We start from the raw sequence: 26,759 nt of genomic DNA, 5'->3' as shown, positions 1-26,759 counted from the left end.
GCCTCCTCAGCCGCCCGCGACGAGCCGCTCGACGTGAGCTCGCATCTCAAGCAACCAGGGCGCAACCCCGGGCACGACGAACGCGCCGAGCAGGAACACCCCGACGGTGAGGGCGGGCGCCACCAGCAAGGCCTCGACGGACCCACCGGTGCGGAACCGCAGCGGCCGCGGGCTGCCAACCGGGTACCACCGGCGCCGCCGGATCGGCAGCGGCCACAGCAGCGGCGCGCCGGACTCGGTGATCGCATCGCCGATCGAATGCACCACCATCCCCAGCGTGACCGCGGTGCCCAGCCAGCCCGCCGTGCCCGCGGTGCCGCCCGGCACCGCGTGCTCGATGCCGTAAGTGAGCCCGGCGGCGATCACCAGCGACGGTGGCCCCGGCACCAGCGCGTCGAGCCCCTTGATCGCCAGGGCGAGGCACACGAACAGCGTGCCGACCAGCACCGGGGTGCCGAACCGCGCCGACGCGAGGTTCACCGCCACCCCGAGCAGGACGGCCCCGACGACGGTGTGGGTGAGGCCGCGGTGGGAGCCGCGACCGGTGTCCCGAGGACCTCGGGTGAGGTCGTACACCAGCCGCGACAGCGGCCGCACGAGGTGGCTCGCGACGAACGAGGCCGCCGAGAACCGGCGCGTGGCCATCGACGACGGGTGGTCCAGGTCGGGCAGCAGGGCCGCACCCGCGCAGACCGCGGTGAACGTCAGCACGGTGCCGGCGTCGGGGTGCTCCCCCAGGAGCTGGGGTACGAACCCCGCGACCGCAAGCCCGAGGGCCGCTCCCGACAGCGCGTGACTGACCCCGAGCACGCCGCGACGTTAACCCGACCGGGCGACATGATCGCCTCGCCACGCCGACGCGCGTGATCGGTGATCAGCCCCTGACCACGAGTGCCGGGTGGCGCCGGCGTGCGTAGCGCCTGGCGCAGCGAGCGGCATACCCTCGCGCGTCGTGGGCGACGGGGCTCTCAAGCGCGACGCGGTCGGCGTCACCGGCTCGGTGGCCATGTCGCTGGGCGTCATGAACCCCGCATCGGGGATCATGTTCACCGCGGCCTTGATCGCGGTCCACGCCGGCCCGGCGCTCCCGCTCGTCTACCTGATGTCGCTGGTCGGCGTGATGCTGCTCGTCAACACGATCGCCGAGTTCTCGCGCCGCCTGCCGCACGCCGGGTCGTTCTACGCCTTCAACACGGCAGGCCTCGGACCCACGTTCGGGTTCTTCGCCGGGTGGCTGCTGTTCGCGGCCTACCTCTACCCGCAGAACCTGCTCGCCTTCGGGGCCTTCGCCTCGGCAGCGCTCGCTACCCAGCTCGGGATCCACGTCGCGTGGTGGGTGTTCACGGTCGCCGCCGCGGTGACGATCTGGGCGCTGTCGCTGCGCGGCCTGCTCGGCCTGCGCGAGCGCGTGGAGGCGGTGGCGGGGCGGATGAGCGTCCGCAGCCTGCGTGGCGCCGGCACGGTGCTCCTGGTGCAGATGCCACTGGTGCAGACGCCACTGCCGGTTGAGCGGGCGGCCGCGCCGACTCCTCGGCACGGCTCATAGCCCGCCCGCAGCCATCTCGATCAGCCGCCGAGCCGGTCCAGGAGCTGCTGGGCGGCCAGCGTGGGGGTGAGCTCGCCGTCCCGGACGGCCCGCTCGACCTCGGGGAGGGCCGCGCGGACGCCCGGGTCGGACTGCAGGCGGTCGAGCAGGCGGTCGCGGACCACCCGCCACATCCACTCGACTTGCTGGTCGGCGCGGCGGCGCTCCAGCTCGCCCGCCGCTTCGAGTGCGGCGCGGTGGTCCAGCACCGCCGTCCACACCTCGTCCATGCCTGCGCCGGTCTGGGCGCTGCACGTGAGGACCGGTGTGGTCCAGGCCGCGGTGGAGGGGGTGAGCATGCGCAGGGCGCCGCGCAGCTCGCGGGCCGCCGCGCGGGCGTCGGCCTCGTGCGGGCCGTCGGCCTTGTTGACGGCGACGACGTCGGCGAGCTCGAGGATGCCCTTCTTGATCCCCTGCAGGGAGTCGCCGGTGCGGGCGATCGTGAGCAGGAGGAACGTGTCGACCATCGCGGCGACGGCCACCTCCGACTGGCCGACCCCGACTGTCTCCACCAGCACCACGTCGTAACCGGCGGCCTCCATCAGCACGATCGTCTCGCGGGTCGCGCGTGCGACGCCGCCGAGCGTGCCGGCGCTCGGCGAGGGCCGCACGAACGCGCCGTCGTCGCTCGCGAGGCGCGCCATGCGGGTCTTGTCGCCGAGGATCGAGCCCATCGTCCGGGTCGAGGACGGGTCGACGGCGAGCACGGCCACGCGGTGGCCCGCCGCGGTGAGCCGGGTGCCGAGCGCCTCGATGAAGGTGGACTTCCCGACGCCCGGCACGCCGCTGATCCCGACCCGGCGACCGCCACCGGCGTGCGGGAGCAGCTCCATCAGCATCTGCTGCGCGGCCTCGCGGTGGTCGGTGCGGTGCGACTCGACGAGCGTGATCGCCCGCGCGAGCACCGCCCGCGACCCGGCCAGCACGCCCTTCACCAGGCCTGCGACGTCGACCTCGCGCGGCACGGCTACCCGTGCAGCTTCGCCGTGAGGGTGCCGAGCAGGTCGACGGCGGCCTCGGCGATGACGGTGCCGGGGCCGAAGACCGCGGCGGCGCCCGCCTCCTGCAGTGCGGCGTGGTCGGCGGGCGGGATCACACCGCCGACGACGATCATGATGTCGTCGCGGTCCAGCTCTGCGAGCTCGGCGCGCAGCTCGGGCACGAGCGTGAGGTGCCCGGCGGCGAGCGAGCTGACCCCGACGACGTGGACGTCCGCCTCGACGGCCTGGCGGGCGACCTCGGCGGGGGTGGAGAACAGGGGGCCGACGTCGACGTCGAACCCGAGGTCGGCGAACGCGGTGGCGATCACCTTCTGGCCGCGGTCGTGCCCGTCCTGGCCGATCTTGGCCACCAGGATGCGCGGCTGGCGGCCCTCGAGGGCGGAGAACTCCTCCACCAGCTCGCGGGCGCGGTCGATCGCCGGGTTCTGCCCCGCCTCATGCGCGTACACACCGGAGATGATGCGGATCTGCCCGGCGTGGCGCGAGAACAGCTTCTCCAGCGCGTCGGAGATCTCCCCGACCGTGGCCTTCGCCCGCGCTGCAGCGACCGACAGGGCGAGGAGGTTCTGCTCCTCGCTGCGCGGGGAGCCCTCGGCGACCAGGGCGGCCGCGTTCGTCAGCGCCTGCAATGCGCCCTCGACCGCGCGATCGTCACGTTCCTCCCGCAGCCGGCGCAGCTTCTCCAGCTGCTCGCGACGCACGCCGGCGTTGTCGACCTTCAACACCTCGACGTCCTCGTCGGAGTCGGCGACGTAGGTGTTGACGCCGATCACGGGCTGGCGCCCGGAGTCGATCCGCGCCTGGGTGCGGGCCGCGGCCTCCTCGACCCGCAGCTTCGGGATCCCGGCGTCGATCGCGGCCGCCATCCCACCGGCCCGCTCCACCTCGGTGATGTGCGCCCAGGCGTGGCGGGCCAGGTCGTAGGTCAGCCGCTCCACGTAGAAGCTGCCACCCCACGGGTCGATCACCTTCGTGGTGCCGGACTCGTGCTGCAGCAGCAGCTGCGTGTTGCGCGCGATCCGCGCGGAGAAGTCGGTCGGCAGCGCGAGGGCCTCGTCCAGGGCGTTGGTGTGCAGCGACTGGGTGTGGCCCTGGGTGGCGGCCATCGCCTCCACGCAGGTGCGGATCACGTTGTTGTAGACGTCCTGCGCGGTCAGCGACCACCCCGAGGTCTGGCAGTGGGTGCGCAACGACAGCGACCTGTCGCTACCCGGGTCGAACTGCTTCACCAGCTTGGCCCACAGCAGCCGCGCCGCGCGCAGCTTCGCCACCTCCATGAAGAAGTTCATGCCGATGCCGAAGAAGAACGACAGCCGGGGCGCGAACGCGTCGATCCCCAGCCCGGCGTCGACCCCGGCCCGCAGGTACTCCACGCCGTCGGCGAGCGTGTAGGCCAGCTCCAGGTCGGCGGTCGCACCCGCCTCCTGGATGTGGTAGCCGGAGATGGAGATCGAGTTGAACTTCGGCATCTCCCGCGAGGTGTAGGCGAAGATGTCGGAGATGATCTGCATCGACGGCTGCGGCGGGTAGATGTAGGTGTTGCGGACCATGAACTCCTTGAGGATGTCGTTCTGGATGGTTCCCGTGAGCTTCTCGTGCGGGACGCCCTGCTCCTCGCCGGCCACGATGTAGAGGGCGAGCACCGGTAGCACGGCGCCGTTCATCGTCATCGACACCGACATCTCGCCGAGCGGGATGCCGTCGAACAGCTGCCGCATGTCGTAGATCGAGTCGATGGCGACGCCCGCCATGCCCACGTCGCCCCCCACGCGGGGGTGGTCGGAGTCGTAACCGCGGTGCGTCGCGAGGTCGAACGCGATGGACAGACCCTTCTGCCCGGCCGCCAGGTTGCGCCGGTAGAAGGCGTTCGACTCCGCCGCGGTGGAGAAGCCCGCGTACTGGCGCACCGTCCAGGGCTGGGTGGTGTACATCGTCGGGTACGGGCCACGCAGGTACGGCGCGATCCCCGGATAGGTGTGCAGGAAGTCGATGCCGGTGAGATCGGCCGCGGTGTAGAGCGGCTGCACGGCGATGCCCTCCGGCGAGTCCCACACCGGGACCTCTCCGGCCCAGTGCTGCTCGGGCGGTGCCTCGTCGTCGAGGGGGACCCGGGTGAAGTCGGGGATCACGGCTGCACCTCCAGTGCCCGGTGGACCGACTCGATCACGGCCAGTGCGTCGCACCCCGCGGCGAGGTTGCCGTCCACGCCCGGCACCTCCGCCGTGCCCGCCAGCAACAGATACCTCGCCCCGGCTGCGCGCAGCGCCGCCACCGTCTCCTCGGCGCGCTCGGCGTAGAGCGCGTCCGGCGCGCAGAGCACCGCCACCGGGGTGCCCGCCTCCCGGAACGCCGCGACCACCTCGTCGGAGGTCTCGGTCGGTCCCGCTTCCGGGGTCTCGATCCCACCGGCCTGCAGGAGGTTGCGCGCGAACCCCGCCCGCGGCGTGTACGCGGCGAGCGGGCCGAGGGTGGCCAGGAACGCCCGCGGCCGGGAGCCGGTCTCGGCGAGCAGGGCGTCCGACCGGTCCCGGTAGGCCTCGTAGCGCTCCGCGGGCCGGAACCGCGGCAGCCCGGCCGGGGGCGGACCGGGGTCGCCCGCCGGCTCCCGAATCTCCCCCGGGTCGGCGTACTCGCTCACCCCGACGATCGGCGCGGTGCGCCGGGCGGCCGCCTCCTCGCGCCGCCCGCGAACGACGGCGACCCGTTCGGCCACCAGGCCGGCGTCCAGGGCGGCGAGCACCCCGCCTGCTGCCTCGATCTCCTGGAAGAACGCCCACGCCGCGGCGGCGAGCTCGCGGGTCAGCGACTCCACGAACCAGGAGCCGCCCGCCGGGTCGATCACCCGCGCCAGGTGCGCCTCCTGCACGAGCAGCGACTGCGTGTTGCGCGCGATCCGCCGGGAGAACGGTCCGGACCCACCCAGGGCGGCGTCGAACGGGGCCACCGTGACCGCGTCCGCCCCGCCGATGCCGGCCGCGAAGCCCGCGACCGTGCCGCGCAGGAGGTTGCCGTGCACGTCCCGCCGGGTCAGCATCGACGGCGACCCCACTGCGTGCTGGAACTGCGGCGACGCCGCACCGCACGCCTGCGTGACCCGCGACCACAGCAGGCGCGCCGCCCGCAGCTTCGCGATCGTCGGGAACTGCTCGGCAGTGGCGGCGTACCGGAACTCGATCAGCCCGGCCGCCGCGGGCAGGTCGAGCCCGGCCGCGGTGAGCGCCCGCAGGTAGGCGACGCCCGCGGCGAGCGAGAACCCCAGCTCCTGCGCATCCGACGCCCCGGCGCCGTGCACCGGCAGCGCGTCGACGACCACCGCACGGACCCGCGGGAACTCCTTCGCCACCCGCACGGCGAGCGGCACGACCGCATCGGGCTCCGGCCCGTCGCCGGTACGAGCCCGCCTGCCCACCGGGTCGAGACCCAGCGTGCCCAGCAGATCGGCGGGCGGGACGCCGCGATCCGCCGCCAGGCCGAGGAACGCGTCGGCCGCGGCGAGCTCCGTGTCCGCGCTGTCGCCCGACGCGTCGAGCACGACGGGGGCGAGATCGAGGTGCACGCCGTCGAGGACCGCGCCGAGATCCGCGACGGCGGTGCCACCGGCACCGACCGCGAGCCAGATCGAGGACACCCCGTTCTCGAGGTCGGCGAGCACCGCACCACGAGCTGCCGCGGGGTCGGGATCGGCGTGGCGCTGCCGCACGTCCCATCCGGCGGGGGCGGGGCCGTTCGCGCGCCCGCCGCGCACGTACGGGGCCGCGCCGGGCACCCCGGCAGCATCCGGGTCGGGGGCGTCGCCCGCCGTGTAGAGGGGGCGGACCGGGATGTCGTCGAGCGTGCGCCCGGTCAGCCTGTCGAACCCCGCGCCCGGCTCGGCGTTCTCCGGGAGCTTGCCTGCCTTGCGCACCACCTGGTCGACGAGCGCGAGCCAGTCGGCCCGGTCCGCCTCGGGGAACTCAGCGGCGAGCGCCAGCTCCTCCGGCTCCGGGGGCGCCTGCGCGTCGAGCGCGTCACCGTCGACCTGTGCCGTACCGGCCGTTCCGCTGGGGGCCGTGTCCATGCAGCGCCACACCTTCCGCCACCCCGGGCGGCAACCCTGCCGCCGGGCCCGACCGTCCGGAGTGTAGGTCGGTGCGGCTGCTGCGGCCGGGTCCCCGCGGGGTGATCCGACCCACGGCCGCTCAGGCGAGCCGGATCTCCTCCCCGGTCACGGTGATGTCCCGCTCCGCGAGCGGGGTCTTCGCGGGCCCGTCCACGACGGAGCCGTCGGCGGCTGCGAACTTGCTGCCGTGGCAGTTGCAGTTGATCGTGCCGTCGGCCACCTCCGTGACCGGGCAACCCTGGTGGGTGCAGGTGGCGGAGAAGGCGCGGTACTGCCCCGCGGCCGGCTGGGTGACCACCACGTCCTGTTCGGCGAACACGGCACCGCCGCCGACCGGGATGTCGGACGTCTTGGTGAGCGCTGCGCCCTGCGAAGAGCCGCCCTGGGGAGAACCGCCCTGGGCGGGAGCGCCCTGCGCGTCCGGTGCGGCGGGCGCCTGCGCGGGCGCCGTGCCGGCTCCGTAGGTGGTGCAGGCGCTCAGCGCTGTGACGCAGGCGGCACCGCACGTACCCGCGACGAACGCGCGCCGCGTGAGGGGGCTCGGGTGGGCAGGAAGCACGGGTTTCCCTTCAGAAGGAGAGTCCGGACGTCGAGAAGAACCACACCGCCGAGCTGAGCCAGACGGCGGTGAGGGATGTGAACAACAAACCCCCGAGCAGCGGGAGGCTCCAGCGGGGGCTCGTCGGCCGCTGCAGCACGAGCATCTTCGTGACGAACACGCCGTACAGGAAGCAGCCTGCGAGTGAGTGCACGAGCACGCGCGTCGTGCCGTCGGCGAATCCGAGGGCGTAGAGGCAGTGCACGGCCACCGGGACGGTGAGCAGCACCGCCGCCCGCCCCGACCAGCGGTGCAGGCCCGCCACCCAGCCGGGCGCGCCGCCCGCCGCCCGCCACCGGCGACCCACCCGCCCGTAGAGGGCGGCCGCGGACCACAGCTGCACGAGCGCGAGCAGGAACGCGCCGGTGGCCAGCCACGACTTCGCGGCGATCCCCGAGGAGAAACCTGCGATGTTGAGCGCGACCGACGTCGGCTCGTGCGTCCGGCCGTACACCCCGAGGCCCACTGCGACCAGCGAGCCGATGGCCGCCGCGACGACGAACCCGGCGGCTCCGCTCCGCGGTGCGGCGCGGCGGTGGGGCGGAGGGATGGGATAGCCCACCGCGCGCGGCATGGTCCGCTCATGATCCGGCCCGGAATGCGGCCCGGGCATCCCGGCGGTCGTCTGCTGGGACGGGAAGCCGGGTGCGGAGCGGGTCATCGCCGGACCACCGGCGCGGAGCCGTCGAGGGCGGTGACCGTGACCGGAACGCCGTCGATCGTCGTCGCGGCGGGGTCGGCCGGGTTCAGCGCGGGCGCGGGCCTGCGGGTGCCGCCCGCGTTGGCGACGCCGGTGACCTTGCCGTCCTCGTCGACGATCCAGCCGATCCGGGTGAGGACACCGCGCACGGCGGCGCGACCCTCGTAGAGCCCGGCAGGCGTCGCGACGCTCTCCGCGGCGAAGGGCAGCTCCTCGCCCCCGACGGTGACCGTGCCGAGTGTGGCCGCGTCCGTCACGGTGGCGGTGATGCCGGGCTTGCCGTCCGCCCCGGACAGCTGCAGGTCCGCGCCGGTGATCGTGCCGTCGAGCCAGGCCTCGACCTTCTTGCCGTCGCAGACGTAGGCCACGGCCTTCCCGTCCTTCACAGCGAGGGCGACGGTGACCTCGTTGCCCGCCGACCGGCCCGTGTACGCCGCCTGGACCACGGCGGGCGCTACCGGGGCGGCGGCGGGCGGGACGGGTGGTGCGGCGGCGTTCGGCGCGGGACCCGCGTCCGGCGCGGCTCCCGGCGCCACCTCGGCCGCGACGACCGGCGGCGCGGCCACGGCGGTGCCGGCCGTGGTGGCCGGCGGGCCGAGGACCGTGGTGTTGACCAGCAGCAGCCCACCGCCGAGCGCGGCCACCGTCCCGAGTGTGATCAGCGGTGCGAACCTGGACACGGCATTTCCCCCGGGGTCGTCGGGGCCCGGTCGGTCCGGGCGCACTCCTCCCCACACGGATGCGATGGCCGAGCGGTTCGAGGAAATACCGATGAACCACCCGCCGCGTTCGGCCGTGTCGGGGGTGGGAACTGCTCCGCTAGGGTTCCGCCCCCGACCCAAGCCCCGGGAGCCCACCGACCATGCCACCCGCCCGTGATCGTGACGAGGCACTGGTGCACGCCGTTTACTCCGAGCACGGGCGCGCTCTGCTCGCGTACGCCACCCGGCTGACCGGCGATCGTGCCGCTGCGGAGGACATCGTGCAAGAGACGCTCATCCGTGCCTGGCGACATCCCGACGTACTGACCAACGGCAAGGGCTCCACGCGGGGCTGGCTGCTCACGGTGGTGCGCAACCTCGTGACCGACCGGTACCGGGCCAAGGCCGCCCGGCCGCAGGAGGTCGCGGAGAACCCGGACATGCCGCCCATGGTCCGTGACCACGCCGACAGCGTCGTGGCCTCGGTCACGGTGATGGCGGCCCTCGACGAGCTGTCGGAGGACCACCGGGGCGTGCTCGACCAGATCTACTTCCAGGGACGCAGCCTCGGCGAGGCCGCCATGGCGCTCGGCATCCCGGCCGGCACCGTGAAGTCGCGGTCGTACTACGCGCTGCGGGCACTGCGGCAGGCACTGGCGGGAACGATGTCCGAAGGCGCGACGGGGCGGGAGGTGCCGGCATGAACCGCCACCGGGCCGGGAACGGCGGCTGGACGGGACCGGAGTACGGCGGGGCGCACATCCCCGAGGAGCTCGGCGCCCATGCCCTTGGCCTGCTCGACCCGGCGCAGTCGCGCGCCGTTGAAGAGCACCTCGCCGGCTGCCCGGCGTGCCGCCGCGAGTGGGAGGAACTGCGCGGGATGGTCGACCTGCTCGACGACGTGCCACCGGAGGCGTTCCTCGACGGTCCACCGGACGCCGACTTCATGCTGCAACGCACCGTGCGCCAGATCCGGGCGGAGGCGGCGGCGCGACGCCGCCGGGGCCGGTTCCTGTTCGTCGCCGCGGCCGCCGCCGTGATCGCCGTCGTACTGGGCGGCGGGGTGATGATCGGGAGACAGACCGCCCCACCACCCCCCGCGGTCGTGGCCGCGCCGGGCGCCGTACAACTGGCGGGCGACGGCGCTCCCGGCGTCTCGATGACCGCGACGCTCACCCCTGCCGCTGGCTGGGTGCGCCTCACGACCTCGGTGAAGGGGATCCCGGCCGGCGAGCGGTGCTACATCGTCGTGGTGGCCGAGGACGGTACCCGCGAGATCGCGGGGGGCTGGCTCGTCTCGCCGTCCGGCTGGCGCGACGGCGTGACGCTCGACGGCTCCGCCCTGGTGCCACTCGACCAGGTCGCCGAGGTGGTCATCCAGAACGAGGCAGGCCGGGAGTTCGCCACCGCAAGGGTTTAGGAGCCTCGAGGCCTGCCTTCTCAGGGCCTCCCGGCGGCGCCGCGCATTGTGCGGGGACGCCCCTCACAGCTCAAGGGCGCTGCGCGTCGCTCCGCGATCGCTAGCGCGACCCTTGACCTGCGAGCCTCTGCGACCCCTTGAGGGCAAGCTATGCGGGCAGGCCCAAGGGCCTGCCCTCTCGGTGCGCGGCGCCGCCAGGAGACCGGTGTCGGGCATCTCCTTGTCCCGGTCCCTCGCGCACCCCGTTTCGGCTCACGCACCCCGTTCCGGTCCATGCGACCGGTCGACGGGGTGCATCAGCCGAGAAGGGGTGCGTGAGCTGTGAAGATCACCAGTTGGGTGCGTTTTCCGACGCAGGGCGTCGGGTTTCGCACCGAAACGCTGATCATGCCCGTGAGACCGGGCTTCGGTGGCGCCGCGCCCCGAGAGGGCAGGCCCGGGCCTGCCCGCGAAGCGGGCCCTCAGGGGTCGTAGAGGCTCGCGGGTCAAGGGTCGCGTAGCGATCGCGGCAGCGACGCGCGGCCACGTCCGCGGAGGTGGTGTACAAGATCGCCCCCGCGTGATCTTGGTGAAGGTTATGCGGTGAGCGCCTCGGTTGTCACCGGTGGCTCGCTGGTGGCCGGGTTGGGTTCGGTGGTGATGATGCGGATGCGGGACTTGGCCAGCAGTTCCAGGCCCATGTAGCGGCGGCCTTCGGTCCATTCGTCGCTCTGCTCGGCCAGGACGGCGCCGACCAGGCGGATCAGGGCGTCGCGGCCGGGGAAGATCCCGACCACGTCGGTGCGGCGGCGGATCTCCTTGTTCAGCCGCTCTTGCGGGTTGTTGGACCAGATCTGGCGCCAGATCTCGCGTGGATAGCTGGTGAAGGCCAGTAGCTCGGCGCGGGCCGCTTCGAGGTGTTGGGCCGCGTCGCGGAAGCGGGGCTCGAGGGCGTCGATGACGCGGTCGTACTGGGCGTGCACGGCGTCGGTGTCGGCCTGGTCGAAGATGGTGCGCACCTGGGTGGCCACGTGCGGCTGCGCGCTCTTCGGGACGCGGGTGAGCAGGTTGCGCAGGTAGTGGGTGCGACACCGCTGCCAGGCCGCGCCGGGCAACGCGGAGCCGATCGCCGCGACCAGGCCGGGGTGGGCGTCGGAGATGACCAGCTGCACCCCGGACAGGCCGCGGGCGACCAGTCCGCGCAGGAACGCCAGCCAGCCGGCGCCGTCTTCGGCGCTGGCGACGTCCAGGCCGAGGATCTCCCGATGGCCATCGGCGTTCACCCCGGTCGCCACGAGCGCGTGCACGTTGACCACGCGGCCGTCCTCGCGGACCTTCACCACGAGAGCGTCGACCCAGACGAACGTGTAGGGCCCGTGATCGAGGGGGCGCTGCCGGAACGCGGTGACCTGGGCGTCGAGGTGGGTGGCCATCTCCGACACCTGCGATCGGGACAGCGACTTGACGCCGAGCTGCTCGGCGAGGCGCTCGACTCGGCGGGTGGAGACGCCGAGTAGGTAGGCGGTGGCCACGACGGTGACCAGGGCCTGCTCGGCGCGGCGGCGGTGGGTCAGCAGCCAGTCGGGGAAGTAGGAGCCCTCGCGCAGCTTCGGCACGGCGAGCTCGACGGTGCCGGCGCGGGTGTCCCATTCCCGGGCCCGATACCCGTTGCGCCGGTTGACCCGCTCCTGGCTGCGTTCGCCGTAGTCGGCGCCGCAGGCCTGGTCGGCCTGGGCGGACATCATCGCGTTCGCCAGCGAGGCGATCATCTGCCGGAGTAGATCCGGCGACGCGCCCTGCAGCTGCTGCTCCAACAGTTCGGTGACCTCGATATGGTGCGGTGCGGCCATCGTGGTGATCCTCTCGGTGAGTTCCTTGGTCGGTACTCATCAAGATCACGCGGTGGCCGTCTCACATCACGACGCCACGCCGCTCACCAGCGAGGGACTCGTACACCACCTCTGAGGACGCAGCCCGACGCGCAGCGCCCTTGAGGCGTGAGGGGCGGCCCCGCATGATGCGCGGCGCCACCGAAGGCCCGGGGAGAGGTGGCCTCGACAGACCGCGACGCCACCCAAGGCCCGGGGAGGGCCGAGCCTGGACGGGCGACTGCCACCGGGGGCGAGATCCGCGACACCCACCCACCCCTCGATCTTCTACATGCGGTAGAACTACTACAGGCAGTAGAAGTTCACGGGGGAGGCTCGGGTGGACGCACTGGACCTGGCGCGGTGGCAGTTCGGGATCACGACGATCTACCACTTCCTGTTCGTCCCGCTGACCATCGGGCTCTCCGTGGTGGTCGCGGCGCTGCAGACCGCATGGCACCGGACCGGACGGCCGGAGTACCTGCGCGCGACGAAGTTCTTCGGGAAGCTGTTCCTGATCAACTTCGCGATGGGCGTGGTGACCGGGATCGTCCAGGAGTTCCAGTTCGGGATGAACTGGAGCGCCTACTCGACGTTCGTCGGGGACGTCTTCGGGGCGCCGCTCGCACTGGAGGCCCTGCTCGCGTTCTTCCTGGAGTCCACGTTCATCGGCCTGTGGATCTTCGGGTGGGACCGGCTCCCGCGCCGCGTCCACCTGGCGACGATCTGGGCCGCCGCGATCGGCTCGAACCTGTCGGCGTTCTTCATCCTCGCCGCCAACGCGTGGATGCGGCACCCCGTCGGGTTCGCCGTCGACCCCGTGAACGGGCGCGCGTACCTCACCGACATCTGGGCGGTGGTCACCAACCCGCAGGCGCTCTCGACGTACGTGCACGTGGTCAGCGCGTCGTTCGTCGTGGCCGGCCTGTTCGTGGTCGCGGTCTCGGCCTACAAGCTGCTCCACCGCGACCGGGCACCGCACCCCGATGAGCCCGGTCTCTTCCGCCGGACGCTGCGCGCAGGCCTGGTCACCACGGCGGTCGCCGGCGCGGTTGTTGCCCTCTCCGGGGACCACCAGGCCAAGCTCATGGCCGAGTACGAGCCGATGAAGCTCGCATCGGCCGAGGCGATCTGGGAGACGGAGGGCGCGGCCGGCTTCTCGCTGTTCGCGATCGGGGACCACGAGATCGGCGAGGTCGGCGTCGGCCGCAACTTCGTGGACCTCGAGGTGCCCTACGTGCTCAGCTTCCTCGCCACGGGGTCCCCCGCCGGTGAGGTGGAGGGCATCAACGACCTGCAGCGCCGGTTCAGCGAGCAGTTCGGACCGGGCGACTACACCCCGAACATCCCGGTCCTGTACTGGTCGTTCCGGCTGATGATCGGGCTCGGGCTGGCTGGCGTCGGGGTCGGTGTCCTCGGCCTGTGGCTCACCCGGCGCGGGGCTCTGCCGCGACAGCGGTGGATGTACCGGGTGGCGATCGCCGCGCTGCCCGCTGCGCTCGCCGCCAACATCTTCGGCTGGGTCCTCACCGAGATGGGCCGCCAGCCCTGGACGGTGGTCGGGCAGCTGCTCACCGCCGCGAGCGTCTCCCCCGGTGTGAGCCTCTTCGAGGTGGCCTTCTCGCTCACGGTCTTCACCCTGCTCTACGGCGTCCTCGCCGTCGTCGAGGCGCGGCTGCTCCTGCGCTACGTCAAGGCGGGGCCGGGCCACGTGATGCCGTACCCGCGCGCGGGTGAGCCGGAGCCCGACCGCATCCCCGCGTTCGTCTACTGAGGAGCCACGCCATGGACCTGCCAACCGTCTGGTTCGTCGCGATCGCGGTGCTCTGGACCGGCTACTTCGTGCTGGAGGGCTTCGACTTCGGGGTCGGCATGCTGCTGCCCGTGCTCGGCCGCGGCTCCGACGCCGACCGGAGGGTCGTGATCAACGCGATCGGTCCGGTCTGGGACGGCAACGAGGTCTGGCTGATCACCGCGGTCGGGGCCATGTTCGCCGCGTTCCCGGCCTGGTACGCGGGCCTGCTCAGCGGCTTCTACCTGCCGGTGCTGCTGGTCATCGTGGCCCTGATCGGACGCGGCGTTGCGTTCGAGTACCGCGGCAAGGTCGACGACCCCCGGTGGCGCGCCCGCTGGGACGCCGTGATCGTCGCCGGCAGCGCGGTGCCCGCGTTCACCTGGGGCCTGGTGTTCGCCAACCTCCTGCGCGGCGTCGAGCTGGGCCCCGACGGCGTCGTGCGCTCCGGCCTGCTCGACCTGCTCAACCCGTACGCGCTGGTGGGCGGCCTGGCGACGCTGACGCTGTTCGTCCTGCACGGCGCGGTGTTCCTGGCGCTCAAGACCGACGGCCCGGTCCGGCACCGCGCGCGGGCCGCGGCGGGTGCGGCGGCCCCCGCCGCCGGGGCGACGCTCTTCGCGTTCCTCATGTGGACCCAGGCCGACCACGCCTCGCCAGCCACGTCGGTCGTCGCCGCCTGCGCGGTCGGGGCCCTGGTGGCGGGGGCGCTGCTGGTGGCCCGCCGGCGGGAGGGCTGGGCGTTCCTCGCCACCGCGGTCGCGATCGCGGCCACGACCGCGGTGCTCTTCGGGACGCTCTTCCCCGCGGTGCTGCCCTCGCTGCTGGACCCGGCGTACGACCTCACCGTCCACGGCGCCGCGTCGGCGCCGTACACGCTGGGGATCCTGTCCTGGATCGGCGCGTTCTTCCTGCCCGTGGTGGTGCTCTACCAGTCCTGGAGCTACTGGGTGTTCCGGCGCCGCGTGACGCGGGCGCACGTGTCATGAAGCCGCTCGACCCGCGACTGGTCCGGTCGACCGCGGCCGTGCGGGTGCACCTCGCCGTCACGGTCGCGTGCGGGTTCGCGGCCACCGCGCTGATCCTGCTGCAGGCCTGGCTGGTGGCGCGGGTGATCGGGGGCGCCACGGCGGGGGCGGCGGACACGCTGGGCGCGACGGTCGCCGCGGTCGGCGCCGTCGCGCTCGCCCGCGCCGCCCTGACCTACGGGGCCGAGACCGCCGCGCTGCGCAGCGCCGCCCGGGTCAAGTCCGACCTGCGCAGGCGGCTCGTCCGGCACGTCGCCACGAGCGACCCGGCGAGCACCGACGCGGGCGAGCTCGCCACCCTCGCCACCCGCGGCCTCGACGCGCTCGACGACTACGTCGCCCGCTACCTCCCCCAGCTCGTGCTCGCGGTGCTCGTGCCCGTGGCCGTGCTCGCCGTCGTGTTCCGGGCCGACTGGATCTCCGGCCTGGTGATCGCACTGACGCTGCCGCTGATCCCGGTGTTCATGGCGCTCGTCGGGATGCACACCCAGGAGCGCACGCGCCGGCAGTGGCACCTGCTGGAGCGGCTCGGCGGCCACTTCCTCGACGTGGTCGAGGGGCTGCCGACGCTCGCCGTCTTCCGCCGCGCGAAGGCCGAGGCCGCGCTCATCCGGCGCGTGACCGACGCCCACCGCGAGGCCACGATGCGCACGCTGCGGGTGGCGTTCCTGTCGGCGTTCGTGCTGGAGCTGCTCGCGACCCTGGCCGTGGCGCTGGTGGCGGTGGAGATCGGGCTGCGGCTGCTCTACGGCCGCCTCGACCTGGAGACGGCGCTCCTGGTGCTGATCCTCGCGCCGGAGGCGTACCTGCCGCTGCGGGAGGTGGGAGCGCGGTTCCACGCGAGCATGGAGGGCGTCACCGCGGCCGAGCGGGTGTTCGCCGCGCTGGAGCGGCCTGGCACCGCGCCTGCCCCGGTCGCCCCCGTCGAGCCCGCGCCGCGCCCGACCGTGCGGTTCGCCGGCACCGGCCTGACCTACCCGGGCCGGGACGTCCCGGCCCTCGACGGCGTCGACCTCGTCCTGCGCCCGGGCACGACCACGCTCGTCACCGGCCGCAGCGGCGCGGGCAAGACCAGCCTCCTCGCGCTGCTCCTGAGGTTCGCCGAGCCGACGGCCGGCCGGGTGCTCGTCACCGCGACGGACGGCCGGGAGGTCGACCTGGCCGACGTCGACCCGGACGCCTGGCGCACGCGCATCGCCTGGCTCCCCCAGCACCCGTACCTCTTCGACGCGTCCGCGGCCGACAACATCCGCCTCGGCCTGCCCGGGGCGTCCGACGAGGCGGTGCGGCGGGCCGCCCGGCGCGCCGAGGCCGAAGAGGTGATCCGCGCGCTCCCCGACGGTTACGCCACCCCGCTCGGTGAGCGCGGGCACCGGCTGTCCGCGGGCCAGCGCCAGCGCATCGCCCTGGCCAGGGCGTTCCTGCGCCAGGAGGCCCTCGACGCGCCGATCGTGCTGCTCGACGAGCCCACCGCGCACCTGGACCCCGAGCACGCCGCCGCCGTCCGGGCGGGGGTGGCCCGGCTGCTCGAGGGGCGGACCGGCGTGATCGTCGCCCACGACGAGGGCTGGTCGGACCTCGCGGACGAGGTCGTGCACCTGGAGACGGACGCGCTGATCGGGGCGGCTCATGCCTGACACGGACCGGACCGGATTCCGACGAACGGCGCGTTCGTCGGATAGGTACCGACCAACGCGCCGCTCGTCGGAAGAGGGCGGCGGTCCGTTGCTGCGGATGGTGGCGCTCGCTCGACCGCGCGGCCCGCGGTTCGCGCTCGGGGTGCTCGCCGGGGCCACCGCGACCGCAGCCGGGGTGGCCCTGCTCGTCGTCGCGGCGTGGCTCATCGCCACGGCCGCCGCGTCGCTCCCGCTCACGGCGCTGTCCGTGGCGATCGTCGCGACGCGGGCGCTGGGGGTCTCCCGCGGGGTCGCCCGGTACCTGGAGCGCGTCGTCACGCACGACGCCGCGCTGCGCACCCTCTCCGACGTGCGGGCGCGGGTCTACGAGCGGCTGGCGTGGACCGAGCCGGTGCACCGCTTCCGCGCGGGCGACCTCGTCACACGCCTCGTCAGCGACACCGACGCCACCCAGGACCTGCTGGTGCGTGGCCTCACCCCACCGCTCGCCGCGCTGGTGACCGGCGCCGGGGTGGTGGCCGTGAGCACCGCGCTGCTCGTCCCCGGTGGGCTGCTGCTCGCGGCGGGACTCCTGCTCGGCGGCGTGGCCGTGCCGCTCGCCGCCGCGGCGGCCGGGCGCGCACCGGGCAGGCGGCGCACCGCAGGCCGGGCGGCGCTCTCCACGGCGCTGGTCGACACCATGCACGGCGCCCCCGACCTCGTCGCGTACGGCGCCATGCCCGCCGCCATCGCCCGGGTCGAGGCCGCCGACGCCGAACTCACCCGCGTGGAACGCCGCGATGCCGGCCTGCTCGGCCTCGGCGCGGGCGCGTCCGCGCTGCTCGCCGGCCTGACGCTCTGGGGGACGCTGCTCTGCGGCGTGGCCGCCGTCCAGGACGGGACGCTCGCCCCGGTGCCCCTCGCGGTGCTGGTGCTGACCGCGCTCGCCGCGTTCGAGATCGTCGCGCCGCTGCCGGGCGCCGCGGCCCGGCTCGGCTCGGTCCGCGCCGCGGGCGCCCGCCTGTTCGACGTGCTCGACACCCCGCCTGCGCTGAACCCGGGTCCGGCCGCGCCGCCGCCCGCGGGCGACGGGCTGCGGATCCGGGGGCTGCGCGTGCGCTACGGCCCCGGCGAGCCGTGGGCGCTGAACGGCGTCGACCTGGACGTGCCGCCCGGTCGCCGGGTCGCGGTGGTCGGCCCGAGCGGGTCGGGCAAGAGCACGCTCGCCGCGGTGCTCTTCCGGTTCCGCGACCCGGATGCCGGCACCGTGCACCTCGACGGGGCCGACGTGACCGCGGTGCCCGCCGACACCGTGCGCGCCCGGATCACCGGCATGCCACAGGACCCGCACCTGTTCGCCAGCACGGTGCGGGAGAACCTGCGCCTGGCCCGCCCGGACGCGGCCGACGCCGACCTGCGTTCGGTGCTGGCCCGGGTCGGCCTGGACCCCGACCTGCTGGACACCGAGGTCGGCCCGCGCGGCGCCCGGCTGTCCGGTGGGATGCGCAGGCGGCTCGCCCTCGCGCGCGCCCTGCTCGTGCCCCCGACCGGCGACGCGGGCCCGCTGCTCGTGCTGGACGAGCCGACCACCCACCTCGACCCCGACACCCGCGCAGCGGTGCTCGACGACCTGCTCGCCGCGACCGCGGGCCGCTCCATGATCCTCATCACCCACGACCTGGAGGCACTCGACCGGATGGACGAGGTGGTCGTGCTGGTCGACGGCCAGGTGAGCCGGCGTGGGACGCCCGCCGAACTCCGGGACCTGCCCGGCTGGTTCCGGAACGGGCTCTCAGCAGGGCCTCAGGGGCGACCGGCCACTATCTCACCCGGCGGGCCCGAACGGTAGGGTTCCGCGTTCCCATCACACGTTTGACAGCGAGGTCCTCTTCGTGCGTTCTCTCCGTCCCCTCGCCGCACTGCTCGCGGTGCTCGCCGCCGGGCTCGCAGCCTGCTCGTCGGGACCGGGTGAGCCCACGTCGGTCTCGGACCAGACGTTGCGCGCGATCGAGGCGGACTCCGCCTTCACGTGGGAGAAGCAGCCGGCGCCCCTCGAGCTCGGCGTCACGCACACCCAGAACAGCCTGGACTCCCACGACCCCGACGAGGCCAGGCAGCGGGGCATGGACATCCTGCGTGACAACGCGGCGATCTGGCAGAACAACCACCTCATGGGCTTCGGCAGCGACAACCCGGAACCGGCCCCCGGCGACTACGACTGGGACAGCCTCGACCAGCGCATGGAGCTCACCGAGGAGACGGGCGGCAAGGCGATGCTCACGCTCTGCTGCGCGCCCGACTGGATGAAGGGCGGCGAGCCGGGCGAGACCGACTGGTCGACGCTGGAGGACAACCCGCTGCCCGAGCACTTCGGTGACTACGCGAACCTCGCCGCCGAGGCGGTGAAGCGCTACCCGCAGGTCGAGCGGGTGCTGGTGTGGAACGAGCTCAAGGGGTTCTACAACCAGGACGAGAACCGCTGGGACTACGAGGGCTACACCGACTTCTACAACCAGGTGTACAGCGCGGTGAAGGCCGTGCGCCCCGAGATCCAGGTCGGCGGGCCCTACGTCGTGCTCACCAGCCTGGAGAAGGGCACGACCGACGCATCCGACCAAGTCAGCGGCCCGTGGGGAGCCGCGGACCAGCGCGCGCTCGACGTGGTCGACTACTGGCTGCAGAACAACGCGGGCGCCGACTTCATCGCGGTGGACGGTTCCACCAAGACCAAGGACGACAGCCTCCCGTCCGTGCTCGACGGCGCCCAGAAGTTCGCCGACCTGGACCGGTGGCTGCGCGAGCGGACCGACCTGCCGATCTGGTGGGCGGAGTTCTACCCGGACGTGCCCGACAACGCCCGCCCCGGCGCGGACAGCCCGTCCAGCGCGACCGCCACGCTCGCGGCCGTGGCCGCCTACGCCCGGTCCGGCGCCTCCGGCGCCCTGCTGTGGGGGCCCCAGGGCGACCCCGACCTGGACTACGCGGCGCTGTGGACCGACGCCACCGAGGACAACGGCGGGCAGCCCACACCCCTCACCGCGGCATGGCAGTGGCTCGTGCCGCGGCTGGCGCAGGGCGATGTCGAGGTCGGCCGGTCCGCCACGTCGCCGATCGTGGTGTTCCGCGCCGCCGACGGCGCGGTGGTGGTGAACGCGAGCGACCAGGCGGTGCAGGTGTCGTCCGGCACCGAGGCCGTGGGCCCCTGGTCGATCGCGGTGGTGCCCCGCAACCCGTGAGCGGCGGTCAGGGCTTGCAGGCCACTCCGCCGAGCATCATGTCGTCCTCCATGCTGGCGGACGCCAGCAGCGGGCCGTCGGGCCACCAGTCGCGCAGCCGTCCGACACCGGGGTCCACGAGTTCGAGGCCTTCGAAGAACGCCTCGATCTCCGCGCGCGTGCGGAAGGTCAGCGGGCCCAGCCCGCTGCGGGTGAACACGCTCTCGACGAAGCGGGCGAGCTGGGTGCCGGGGCCGTCGTCCTGCGGGTCGCAGAAGTGCGTGAGCACCAGGTAGGAGCCCGACGGGAGCAGGTCGAGGTAGCGCTGCACGATCTCGAGCGGACGCTGCCTGCCGGGCACGTGGTGCATGGTGTGGCTGTGGATCAGCGCGACCGGCTCGTCCGGTTCGAGGTACTTGCGCACCGTGTCGTGGCTGAGCACCTCGTCCGGCTGCGCGAAGTCGGCCTCCACCAGGTGGGTGAGGTCGTTCTCCGCGAGGATCGCGCGGCCGTGGGCCTGCACGACCGGGTCGTCGGCGACGTAGATGACGCGGGTGTCGGAGTTGAAGCGCTGCGCGGCCTCGTGGGTGTTCTCGATCGTGGGCATGCCCGCGCCGACGTGCAGGATCTGCTCGATGCGCGCCGACTTCACCAGGAACCGGGTGACGCGGCCCAGCCAGGCCCGCTCCTCCTGCACCACGCGGGTGAGCCCCGGGCCGGCCGCATGGATCTCCCGGACGACGGCGCGGTCGGCCGCGTAGTTGTCCTTGCCCGCGAGGAACGTGTCGTAGACGCGCGCGATGTTCGGCTTGGACGGGTCGATCCGACGCGATGGCGGCATGGGTGGGTCATCGGGATCGAGCCCCGGGGGATCGAACGCGGTGCCGGACGTCACGCCACGTACGGTAGCGGCCCCGTCCGCGCGCGGTCATCCCCCACCGGGTGATGTGGCTGCGCCGTTGAGGGCCTTCGTGACGTGCGAAGACGTGCGAAGACGCTACCGCGGGAGCAGGTCGCCACCGGGCAGCGTCAGCGTGCTCGGGGTGTTCGGCAGGATCGCGTCGATGTAGGACTTCGCCGCCGCTGTGGTGCCCACGTCCTTGCCGGCCCGCTCCGAGAGGAACCAGCGGTGCTCCAGGATCTCGTGGAAGACCTCGGCGGGTTCCATGCGATCGGCGAGGGACTCCGGGATGCGGGCCATCACCTTGTCGTAGACCTCGGCCCGCCACCGGTGCCCGGCCACGGTCTCCGGGATCGACCGCCCCTCCTTCTGCTCGAGGTACCCGCGGTAGCTGCGCAGGTCGTTGAGCAGACGCCGGGCCTGGTTCTCGGTGACCTCCAGGCCGGTGAGGGCGAAGAGCTGGTTGCGGTGCCTGCCGGTCTCGGCCACCTGCGTGCGCACCCGCAGCCGGACCCCCTCGTCGGTGGTCTTCAACTCGATCTCGTCGACGTCGAAGCCCAGCTCGTTGATGCGGTCCACCCGCGCGGCCACCCGGTAGCGCTGCTCGTCGGGCTGCAGCAGCTCCTCACGGGTGAGCTCGTCCCACAGGGCGTGGTAGCGCCGCGGCAGCTCGGCCGCGATCTCCACGGGGTCGACGTCGTCGGGCAGCAGGCCGCCCGCCTGCAGGTCGAACAGCTCACCACCCACGCGCTCGGCGGCGTACTCGATGTCGAAACTGCGTTGCCCGGCGGTGAGGGACGGGTGCAGCTCCGCGGTCTCGGCGTCCACCAGGTACGCCGCGATGCTTCCGGCGTCCGGGCGGAACAGCGTGTTCGACAGCGAGCAGTCGCCCCAGAACAGGCCCGCGAGGTGCAGCCGCACCAGCAGCTCCACCATCGCGTCGATCAGCTGGTCGGTGGGGCGCGCGGCGTGCCCGTGCGAGAACACGTACCGGTAGGACATCGAGTAGTCGAGGAACCGGGTGACGAGGATGGCGTCCTGCGGCGAGTCGTCGCCCGGGGCCGGCGGGCGCTCCACGCACACGCCGAGCACCGACACCGCCGGCATGCCCATCGCCTCCAGGCTGCCGAGCAGCCGGTACTCGCGGCGGGCGAGCCGCTCGTCGATCTCCTTCAGCGCGTAGACGTGGCCGTCCGCCTCCACGAAGCGCACGACGTGCCGCGAGATGCCCCGGTGGGCCACCTCGAGGAGCTGGTCGTCGTCCCACTCCTCGAGCGGCTCCTGCCACGGCAGCGAGAGCAACCCGGCCGCGTGCTCGGCCGGAGGCCGGAAGATGAAGCGCACGTGCTCCAGTATGCGGAACCGATTCAGGCCTTCGGGCCGCCTGCGACGTAGAGCACCTGACCGTTGACGAATCCGGCGGCCTCACCGACGAAGAACGACACCGCGTTGGCGATGTCCTCCGGCAGTCCGGCGCGGGCCACCGGGATCTCCGCGGCCCTGGCTGCGAGGTAGGTCTCCCAGTCCTGCCCGATCCGCTCGGCGGTCGCCTTCGTCATGTCGCTGACGATGAAGCCGGGCGCGATGCAGTTGGCCGTGACGCCGAACTTGCCGAGCTCGATCGCGAGGGTCTTGGTGAAGCCCTGCAGCCCGGCCTTCGCGGTGGAGTAGTTGGACTGCCCGCGGTTGCCGAGCGCCGAGGTGCTGGAGAGGTTGACGATGCGGCCGAAGCGGTGCTCGACCATGTGCTTCTGCACCGCCCGCGCCATCAGGAACGAGCCGCGCAGGTGCACGCCCATCACGGTGTCCCAGTCCTGCTCGGACATCTTGAACAGCAGGTTGTCGCGGGTGACCCCGGCGTTGTTCACCAGCACCAGCGGTGGGCCGAGCTCGGCGGCCACGCGCGCGACGGCGGCCTCGACCTGCGCGGAGTCGGAGACGTCAGCACCGACGGCCAGCGCCCGCCCGCCCGCACCCTCGATCGCATCGACCGTGCCCTTCGCCGCGGCCTCCTCGAGGTCGACCACGGCCACGGCGAGACCGTCGGCGGCGAGCCGCTGCGCGGTGGCCGCGCCGATCCCGCGCGCAGATCCCGTCACGATCGCCACGCGCTGCGGGCTCTCGGTCATCTTCTGATCTCCCATCCTCGTCGACACCGGGAGTCTGGGACACCACGCGGTGCAGCGCCAACCCGCGCGTGAGCGATCTCGCGCCGCCACCCCGCGTCAGTCGAAGAAGCGGGCCAGCTGCCGCTCGTCCGGGCCTTCACCGGCCGGGGCCGGGGTGAGGTCGGCGAACACCGTCGACTCGTCGCGGCCGACGTGCAGCGGAAACCAGGCCGGGCGGTCGGGTCCGGAGCAGATGCCCTTGATCGTCTGCGTGTCGAGCAGCCGGACGTGGGTGGGGTCGGCCACCGCGTTGACGTGCTTCCACCACGGGGAGAGCACGTGCAGCACCCCACCGGGACGCAGGACGCGGTGGCACTCCGCCACCAGCGGCAGGAAGTCGATCAAGTGCTCCAGCACGTGCACCGCGAAGACCCGGTCGACGCTCCGGTCCCGGAACGGGAGCGGGCGCGTCAGGTCGGCCACGGCAGCGACCGACGGCGTGCGCCTCCGGTCCACCCCGATGTTGGTCGGGTACTGGCGCTGTTCGCCGCAGCCCAGGTCGAGCACGACGGGCTCGCGGCCGGCCACCCGGACCCGGTCCCACACGGCGTGCACCCCCGCCAGCCGCCCGGCCAGCCGCCGCACGGTGTCCAGCTGCGCCGGCCGGTCGACCCGCCCGCGCAGGTGCACCACCCCGCCGTCCACATCGGCCGTGATGTCGATCCCCCGCACCCGCTCGTCGTGGGCGAGGATCTCCCCCACCGCGCCGGCCAGGTACTCGTCGGTCAGCTGCTGTCTCGCCTCGCCACCCATGTCCGAACCGCTACCCGCCTCCGCGTCCCCCAACCGTGGCACCGTCAGGGGCGCAGGCGCGCAACCACCTCGAGGTCGGCCACGAGGGCGGCCAGTGCCTCGTCCCGGGCCTCCGCCGGGCCGCGCAGGATGGAGCTCGGGTGCACGGTCGGCACGAGCCGGTGCCCCTCCCACTCCAGCACCTGCCCGCGCTGGCTGGTGATCCGGAAGCCCGAGCCGAGCAGGGCCTTGGCGGCGACGGCGCCCAGGGTCGCCAGTGCGCTGGGCCGGACCGCGGCGAGCTCGCCGTCCAGCCAGGGGCGGCAGGCGCGGATGTGCGTGACGCCCGGGGTCTTGTGGATCCGGCGCTTGCCCTGGCGCTCGAACCGGAAGTGCTTCACCGCGTTGGTCACGTAGACCTCGTCGCGGTCGATGCCCGCCCGCTCGAGGGCGGTGTCGAGCACCCGGCCCGCCGGACCGACGAACGGAGCACCCTCGACGTCCTCCCGGTCGCCCGGCTGCTCGCCCACCAGCACCAGCCACGCCGAGGGCGGGCCCTGCCCGAACACGGTCTGGGTAGCGGGGGCGTACAGCTCGCAACGGGTGCAATCGGCGGCCTCGCGGCGCAGGCCGTCCAGGTCCGGGCGGTCGGAGACGGTCGTCACCCCATGGTTCCTACCCCGCCACGGGAGTCCTCAACCTCCGCCCCATTGCGGAATTCGGCCGAATGGACATCGGCATTTCGCCCGCTCGCCGGCGTCAATGTTTGTCGATCTCCACGTCCTGGGAACCGCTTGACAACGAATCACTCGATCGAGTGAACGACACATCACTGAGAAGGAGAGTGCGGTGGACAGCACCGTGATCGTCCTTATCGTCGTCATTGTGGTGTTGGCGCTCGGGCTCATCGCCGCCGGCGTGCTGCTGTTCCAGCGGCGCCGCACGGAACGCCTGCAGGAACACTACGGACCCGAGTACGAGCGCAGCCTCAGCCAGACCGGCAATCGCCGGGCCGCCGAGGCGCAGCTCAGCGAACGCGAGAAGCGCCACCGCGAACTCGACATCCGCGACCTCCGATCCGACGAACGCGAACGGTTCGCGGCGTCCTGGGCGGATATCCAGCGCGAGTTCGTGGATGACCCGAAACGCGCCGTCCACGACGCGGACATGCTCGTCCTCGACATCATGCGAACCCGCGGATACCCGGTCGGCGACGACGGCGGCGACTTCGAGCGGCGCGCCGAGGACATCTCCGTCGAGCATCCCGACGTGGTCCAGCACTACCGGGAGGCCCATGCCGTGCGCGACGCGACGGAGCACGGCGACGTCGACACCGAGAACCAGCGCTCTGCGGTGACGTCGTACCGGTCGCTGGTCACCGCGCTGCTCGACGACCACGGCGAGGACGACCGCGACCGCAACCGTCACGACCGCAACCGTGACGACCGCAACCGTGACGACCGCAACCGTGACGACCGCAACCGTGACGACCGCAATCGTGACGACCACAGCCGTGACGATCGCGGCGGGGGCGAGACCCACCACCCGACCGACAAGGAGTGGACCCGATGATGCCGGAGCGCAACGAGAAGGTCGCCGAGTGGAACGAGCAGCTCGCAACCGAGGCCGAGCGCCCGCAGTCCGAGCAGGCCCGTTCCGAGCAGACAAGGTCCGAGCAGACAAGGTCCGAGCAGGCAAGGTCCGAGCAGGCAAGGTCCGAGCAGACGGTCCCCGAGCAGAGACGGTCCGACGAGACGGCACCTGAGCAGGCACGGTCCGACGAGACGGCCCCGGAGGAGCCCCGGCCCGGGCAGCCGGCTGCCGCGGTGTCGTCGACGCCCGAGACACGGACCGACCAGGTGGACTCCGGCCGGATGAGCTCCGAGCAGACGAGTTCCGGGCAAACCGCCCAGCCGGACGCCGGGCAGCGCGAGCGACTCGTCCCGAAGGACCGCGCCGCCTCGTACGGGGCGCGGTGGGACGCGGTGAAGGGCTCGTTCGTCGACGAGCCCCGCGAGGCCGTCGCGCAGGCCGACGCGCTGGTCGGTGAGCTGCTCGACGAGCTGGAGACGCTGTTCCACGAGCAGCGGCGCAGCATCGAACAGGGTCTCGACGCCGACGAGACCTCCACGGAGGACCTGCGGCTGGCGCTGCGCCGGTACCGGAGCTTCTTCGAACGGCTGCTCGCGGTCTGACGCCCGCGGGGTCCGACCTCCCGCAGACCCCGCCGGCCTCTCCCACCGAGAGCGCCGGCGGGGCTGTCTCACGTGCCGACCGGAACGGGCCGGAGGTCGGCCTCGCGTGCCAGCAGGTCCGTCACCTCCTCGCACACCTCCACCACCGGGATCTGCCCCAGGAACGACGGGCGGTGCGCGCAGCCGTCCCCCGGGCGGTGCGGGTGGCCTGCGGTGCTGCAGTCGGCGCCGCACTCGGGGCAGTGCACGGTCCAGCTCAGCAGCGGGCGGTGCCGCGTGCGGGTGGGTGCTGCCGCGTTGATCGCGTTGCCGCACCAGTACAGCCCGACGGTGGCGGTACCGACGGCCCGGGCGAGGTGCAGCGGGCCGGAGTCGTTCCCGACGACCACCGCGCAGCGCTCCAGCACGGCGGCGAGCGCGCCGAGGTCCGTGCGGCCCGTCAGGTCGGTGACGGGACTCGCCGCCGCCTCCCCGACCGCGGCGCTCAACGCGGCGTCGCCCGGCCCGCCCACGAGAACCGGCCGCACCCCGGCCGCGGCCAGCTCGTCGGCGAGCGCGGCGAACCGGTCGACCGGCCAGCGGCGCCGCGGGTCACTGGCGCCCGCGTGCAGCGCCACCCACGGCCCATCGCCGGGCAGCAGCGCGGCCGCGGCGTCCCGCTCGGCGCCCGACAGGGCGAGCAGCGGGTACTCGGCGGGGCCGTCCGCGCCGACGAGGCGGACGACCTCGAGGAACCGTTCCACCTCCGGCTGGTAGTAGCGGTAGGGGACGTCCGCGTCGAGCGGCGGCGCGTCCGCGGCGCGCAGCCCGATCGTCCAGCCCGCGCCGAGGGCGGCGACCAAGGGGTTGGACGCGCCGCCGCCCCCGTGCAGCTGCACCGCGAGGTCGTAGCGTTCCGCCTCCAGGAACGCCGGCAGGTGGCTGCCGTCGGGTGCGTCCGGCGGTTGGCCGGCCAGCCCGTCGACAAGCGGGAGCACGCGCACGCGATCGACCGGTCCCGGCCGGCCGGTGAGGAACCGCTCGTGCCAGCGCGCGCCGAGCAGTGTCACCTCCGCGTCGGGGAACCGCGCGCGGAGCGCGGCGAGCGCGGGAGTAGCCATCAGGTAGTCGCCGAGCGCGTTGCACCGGAGCACGGCCACGCGCCGGACCTGGATCCCCTCC

24 protein-coding genes are annotated in these 26,759 nt (G+C 73.3%); 10 read left to right on the top strand and 14 right to left on the bottom strand.

Annotated elements, in window-relative coordinates; all coding sequences use genetic code 11:
- Window positions 1-6 precede the first annotated feature (6 nt).
- On the bottom strand, window positions 7-810 hold the full coding sequence (locus tag FB388_RS13860; RefSeq protein ID WP_142100982.1) for a metal-dependent hydrolase: 804 nt from the start codon (window positions 808-810) through the stop codon (window positions 7-9).
- A 142-nt stretch (window positions 811-952) separates the two neighbouring features.
- Between FB388_RS13860 and FB388_RS13855 the strand changes: the two genes are divergently transcribed.
- Entirely contained in the window at window positions 953-1,546 is a 594-nt protein-coding gene (locus tag FB388_RS13855) for an APC family permease (protein ID WP_142100980.1), read from the top strand.
- A gap of 20 nt (window positions 1,547-1,566) precedes the next feature.
- Here FB388_RS13855 and meaB read toward each other — a convergent pair whose 3' ends face one another.
- From meaB to FB388_RS13825, 6 genes are all read right to left on the bottom strand, one after another.
- Window positions 1,567-2,550 (bottom strand): methylmalonyl Co-A mutase-associated GTPase MeaB, encoded by a 984-nt coding sequence (gene meaB, locus FB388_RS13850; protein ID WP_142100977.1) that lies wholly within the window; start codon window positions 2,548-2,550, stop codon window positions 1,567-1,569.
- Between the two features lie 2 nt (window positions 2,551-2,552).
- Window positions 2,553-4,715 carry a methylmalonyl-CoA mutase gene (gene scpA / locus FB388_RS13845; RefSeq protein WP_142100975.1) on the bottom strand — a complete coding sequence of 721 codons (2,163 nt, stop codon included), beginning with the start codon at window positions 4,713-4,715 and terminating at the stop codon, window positions 2,553-2,555.
- On the bottom strand, window positions 4,712-6,643 hold the full coding sequence (locus tag FB388_RS13840; RefSeq protein ID WP_142100973.1) for a methylmalonyl-CoA mutase family protein: 1,932 nt from the start codon (window positions 6,641-6,643) through the stop codon (window positions 4,712-4,714). Before FB388_RS13840 ends, scpA begins: the two co-directional genes overlap by 4 nt.
- A gap of 121 nt (window positions 6,644-6,764) precedes the next feature.
- Window positions 6,765-7,244, bottom strand: a complete 480-nt coding sequence (locus FB388_RS39920) for a Rieske (2Fe-2S) protein (protein ID WP_142100971.1) — start codon at window positions 7,242-7,244, stop codon at window positions 6,765-6,767.
- 10 nt (window positions 7,245-7,254) lie between these two features.
- The gene (locus tag FB388_RS39915) at window positions 7,255-7,944 is read right to left on the bottom strand and encodes a DUF6529 family protein (protein WP_246121900.1); all 690 of its coding nucleotides are present in this window, start codon (window positions 7,942-7,944) and stop codon (window positions 7,255-7,257) included.
- Complete coding sequence (locus tag FB388_RS13825) at window positions 7,941-8,663, bottom strand: hypothetical protein (RefSeq protein ID WP_142100966.1); 723 nt, start codon at window positions 8,661-8,663, stop codon at window positions 7,941-7,943. The genes FB388_RS39915 and FB388_RS13825 overlap by 4 nt, the downstream gene beginning before the upstream one ends.
- 182 nt (window positions 8,664-8,845) lie before the next feature.
- Here FB388_RS13825 and FB388_RS13820 point away from each other — a divergent pair, with 182 nt between their 5' ends.
- Both FB388_RS13820 and FB388_RS13815 read left to right on the top strand, forming a co-directional pair.
- Window positions 8,846-9,388 carry a sigma-70 family RNA polymerase sigma factor gene (locus FB388_RS13820; protein ID WP_142100964.1) on the top strand — a complete coding sequence of 181 codons (543 nt, stop codon included), beginning with the start codon at window positions 8,846-8,848 and terminating at the stop codon, window positions 9,386-9,388.
- Window positions 9,385-10,104 carry a zf-HC2 domain-containing protein gene (locus FB388_RS13815; RefSeq protein ID WP_142100962.1) on the top strand — a complete coding sequence of 240 codons (720 nt, stop codon included), beginning with the start codon at window positions 9,385-9,387 and terminating at the stop codon, window positions 10,102-10,104. Before FB388_RS13820 ends, FB388_RS13815 begins: the two co-directional genes overlap by 4 nt.
- Window positions 10,105-10,679: 575 nt before the next feature.
- Here the strand turns inward: FB388_RS13815 and FB388_RS13810 are convergent.
- Window positions 10,680-11,933 carry an IS256 family transposase gene (locus FB388_RS13810; RefSeq protein ID WP_142098121.1) on the bottom strand — a complete coding sequence of 418 codons (1,254 nt, stop codon included), beginning with the start codon at window positions 11,931-11,933 and terminating at the stop codon, window positions 10,680-10,682.
- A 358-nt stretch (window positions 11,934-12,291) separates the two neighbouring features.
- Between FB388_RS13810 and FB388_RS13805 the strand changes: the two genes are divergently transcribed.
- From FB388_RS13805 to FB388_RS13785, 5 genes are all read left to right on the top strand, one after another.
- A complete protein-coding gene (locus FB388_RS13805; protein WP_142100960.1) occupies window positions 12,292-13,725 on the top strand; it encodes a cytochrome ubiquinol oxidase subunit I in 1,434 nt (477 codons plus the stop codon).
- Between the two features lie 11 nt (window positions 13,726-13,736).
- Window positions 13,737-14,732 carry a cytochrome d ubiquinol oxidase subunit II gene (gene cydB / locus FB388_RS13800; protein ID WP_142100958.1) on the top strand — a complete coding sequence of 332 codons (996 nt, stop codon included), beginning with the start codon at window positions 13,737-13,739 and terminating at the stop codon, window positions 14,730-14,732.
- On the top strand, window positions 14,729-16,408 hold the full coding sequence (cydD, locus tag FB388_RS13795) for a thiol reductant ABC exporter subunit CydD (RefSeq protein ID WP_142100955.1): 1,680 nt from the start codon (window positions 14,729-14,731) through the stop codon (window positions 16,406-16,408). The genes cydB and cydD overlap by 4 nt, the downstream gene beginning before the upstream one ends.
- Before the next feature lie 97 nt (window positions 16,409-16,505).
- Window positions 16,506-18,236 carry a thiol reductant ABC exporter subunit CydC gene (gene cydC, locus FB388_RS13790; protein WP_246121898.1) on the top strand — a complete coding sequence of 577 codons (1,731 nt, stop codon included), beginning with the start codon at window positions 16,506-16,508 and terminating at the stop codon, window positions 18,234-18,236.
- Between the two features lie 43 nt (window positions 18,237-18,279).
- The gene (locus FB388_RS13785) at window positions 18,280-19,623 is read left to right on the top strand and encodes a glycoside hydrolase family protein (RefSeq protein WP_142100951.1); all 1,344 of its coding nucleotides are present in this window, start codon (window positions 18,280-18,282) and stop codon (window positions 19,621-19,623) included.
- 7 nt (window positions 19,624-19,630) lie between these two features.
- Here the strand turns inward: FB388_RS13785 and FB388_RS13780 are convergent, their stop codons facing one another.
- The 5 genes from FB388_RS13780 to FB388_RS13760 form a co-directional block, all read right to left on the bottom strand.
- Window positions 19,631-20,443: an SAM-dependent methyltransferase gene (locus FB388_RS13780; protein WP_142100948.1), complete on the bottom strand. Its 813-nt coding sequence runs from the start codon at window positions 20,441-20,443 to the stop codon at window positions 19,631-19,633.
- Between the two features lie 156 nt (window positions 20,444-20,599).
- Window positions 20,600-21,847 (bottom strand): DUF4032 domain-containing protein, encoded by a 1,248-nt coding sequence (locus FB388_RS13775; protein WP_142100946.1) that lies wholly within the window; start codon window positions 21,845-21,847, stop codon window positions 20,600-20,602.
- Between the two features lie 23 nt (window positions 21,848-21,870).
- Window positions 21,871-22,632 (bottom strand): 3-oxoacyl-ACP reductase FabG, encoded by a 762-nt coding sequence (gene fabG / locus FB388_RS13770; RefSeq protein ID WP_142100944.1) that lies wholly within the window; start codon window positions 22,630-22,632, stop codon window positions 21,871-21,873.
- 96 nt (window positions 22,633-22,728) lie between these two features.
- Window positions 22,729-23,424, bottom strand: a complete 696-nt coding sequence (locus FB388_RS13765) for a BON domain-containing protein (RefSeq protein WP_142100942.1) — start codon at window positions 23,422-23,424, stop codon at window positions 22,729-22,731.
- A 44-nt stretch (window positions 23,425-23,468) separates the two neighbouring features.
- Window positions 23,469-24,068, bottom strand: coding sequence for a UdgX family uracil-DNA binding protein (locus FB388_RS13760; protein WP_142100940.1), 600 nt, complete (start codon window positions 24,066-24,068; stop codon window positions 23,469-23,471).
- 184 nt (window positions 24,069-24,252) lie between these two features.
- On the opposite strand from FB388_RS13760, the gene FB388_RS13755 reads away from it, so the two are divergent.
- Together FB388_RS13755 and FB388_RS13750 are read left to right on the top strand one after the other, a co-directional pair.
- Entirely contained in the window at window positions 24,253-24,975 is a 723-nt protein-coding gene (locus FB388_RS13755) for a hypothetical protein (RefSeq protein ID WP_211361904.1), read from the top strand.
- Window positions 24,975-25,598, top strand: a complete 624-nt coding sequence (locus tag FB388_RS13750; RefSeq protein WP_211361903.1) for a hypothetical protein — start codon at window positions 24,975-24,977, stop codon at window positions 25,596-25,598. The genes FB388_RS13755 and FB388_RS13750 overlap by 1 nt, the downstream gene beginning before the upstream one ends.
- A gap of 68 nt (window positions 25,599-25,666) precedes the next feature.
- On the opposite strand, the gene FB388_RS13745 is transcribed toward FB388_RS13750, so the two are convergent.
- Window positions 25,667-26,737 carry a glycosyltransferase family 9 protein gene (locus tag FB388_RS13745; protein WP_211361902.1) on the bottom strand — a complete coding sequence of 357 codons (1,071 nt, stop codon included), beginning with the start codon at window positions 26,735-26,737 and terminating at the stop codon, window positions 25,667-25,669.
- Window positions 26,738-26,759 lie beyond the last annotated feature (22 nt).

Origin of the sequence: Pseudonocardia cypriaca, assembly GCF_006717045.1 — a bacterium.
Classification (GTDB): Bacteria; Actinomycetota; Actinomycetes; order Mycobacteriales; family Pseudonocardiaceae; genus Pseudonocardia; species Pseudonocardia cypriaca.
This window is presented reverse-complemented; position numbering and strand designations above follow the sequence as displayed.

Coding starts and splice junctions, on each gene's coding strand:
- FB388_RS13780 (WP_142100948.1), bottom strand. CDS start 20,443: ATGCCGCCATCGCGTCGGATCGACCCGTCCAAGCCGAACATCGCGCGC.
- FB388_RS13750 (WP_211361903.1), top strand. CDS start 24,975: ATGCCGGAGCGCAACGAGAAGGTCGCCGAGTGGAACGAGCAGCTCGCA.
- FB388_RS13815 (WP_142100962.1), top strand. CDS start 9,385: ATGAACCGCCACCGGGCCGGGAACGGCGGCTGGACGGGACCGGAGTAC.
- FB388_RS39915 (WP_246121900.1), bottom strand. CDS start 7,944: ATGACCCGCTCCGCACCCGGCTTCCCGTCCCAGCAGACGACCGCCGGG.
- fabG (WP_142100944.1), bottom strand. CDS start 22,632: ATGACCGAGAGCCCGCAGCGCGTGGCGATCGTGACGGGATCTGCGCGC.
- cydB (WP_142100958.1), top strand. CDS start 13,737: ATGGACCTGCCAACCGTCTGGTTCGTCGCGATCGCGGTGCTCTGGACC.
- FB388_RS13840 (WP_142100973.1), bottom strand. CDS start 6,643: ATGGACACGGCCCCCAGCGGAACGGCCGGTACGGCACAGGTCGACGGT.
- FB388_RS13820 (WP_142100964.1), top strand. CDS start 8,846: ATGCCACCCGCCCGTGATCGTGACGAGGCACTGGTGCACGCCGTTTAC.
- cydC (WP_246121898.1), top strand. CDS start 16,506: ATGGTGGCGCTCGCTCGACCGCGCGGCCCGCGGTTCGCGCTCGGGGTG.
- FB388_RS13765 (WP_142100942.1), bottom strand. CDS start 23,424: ATGGGTGGCGAGGCGAGACAGCAGCTGACCGACGAGTACCTGGCCGGC.
- FB388_RS13810 (WP_142098121.1), bottom strand. CDS start 11,933: ATGGCCGCACCGCACCATATCGAGGTCACCGAACTGTTGGAGCAGCAG.
- cydD (WP_142100955.1), top strand. CDS start 14,729: ATGAAGCCGCTCGACCCGCGACTGGTCCGGTCGACCGCGGCCGTGCGG.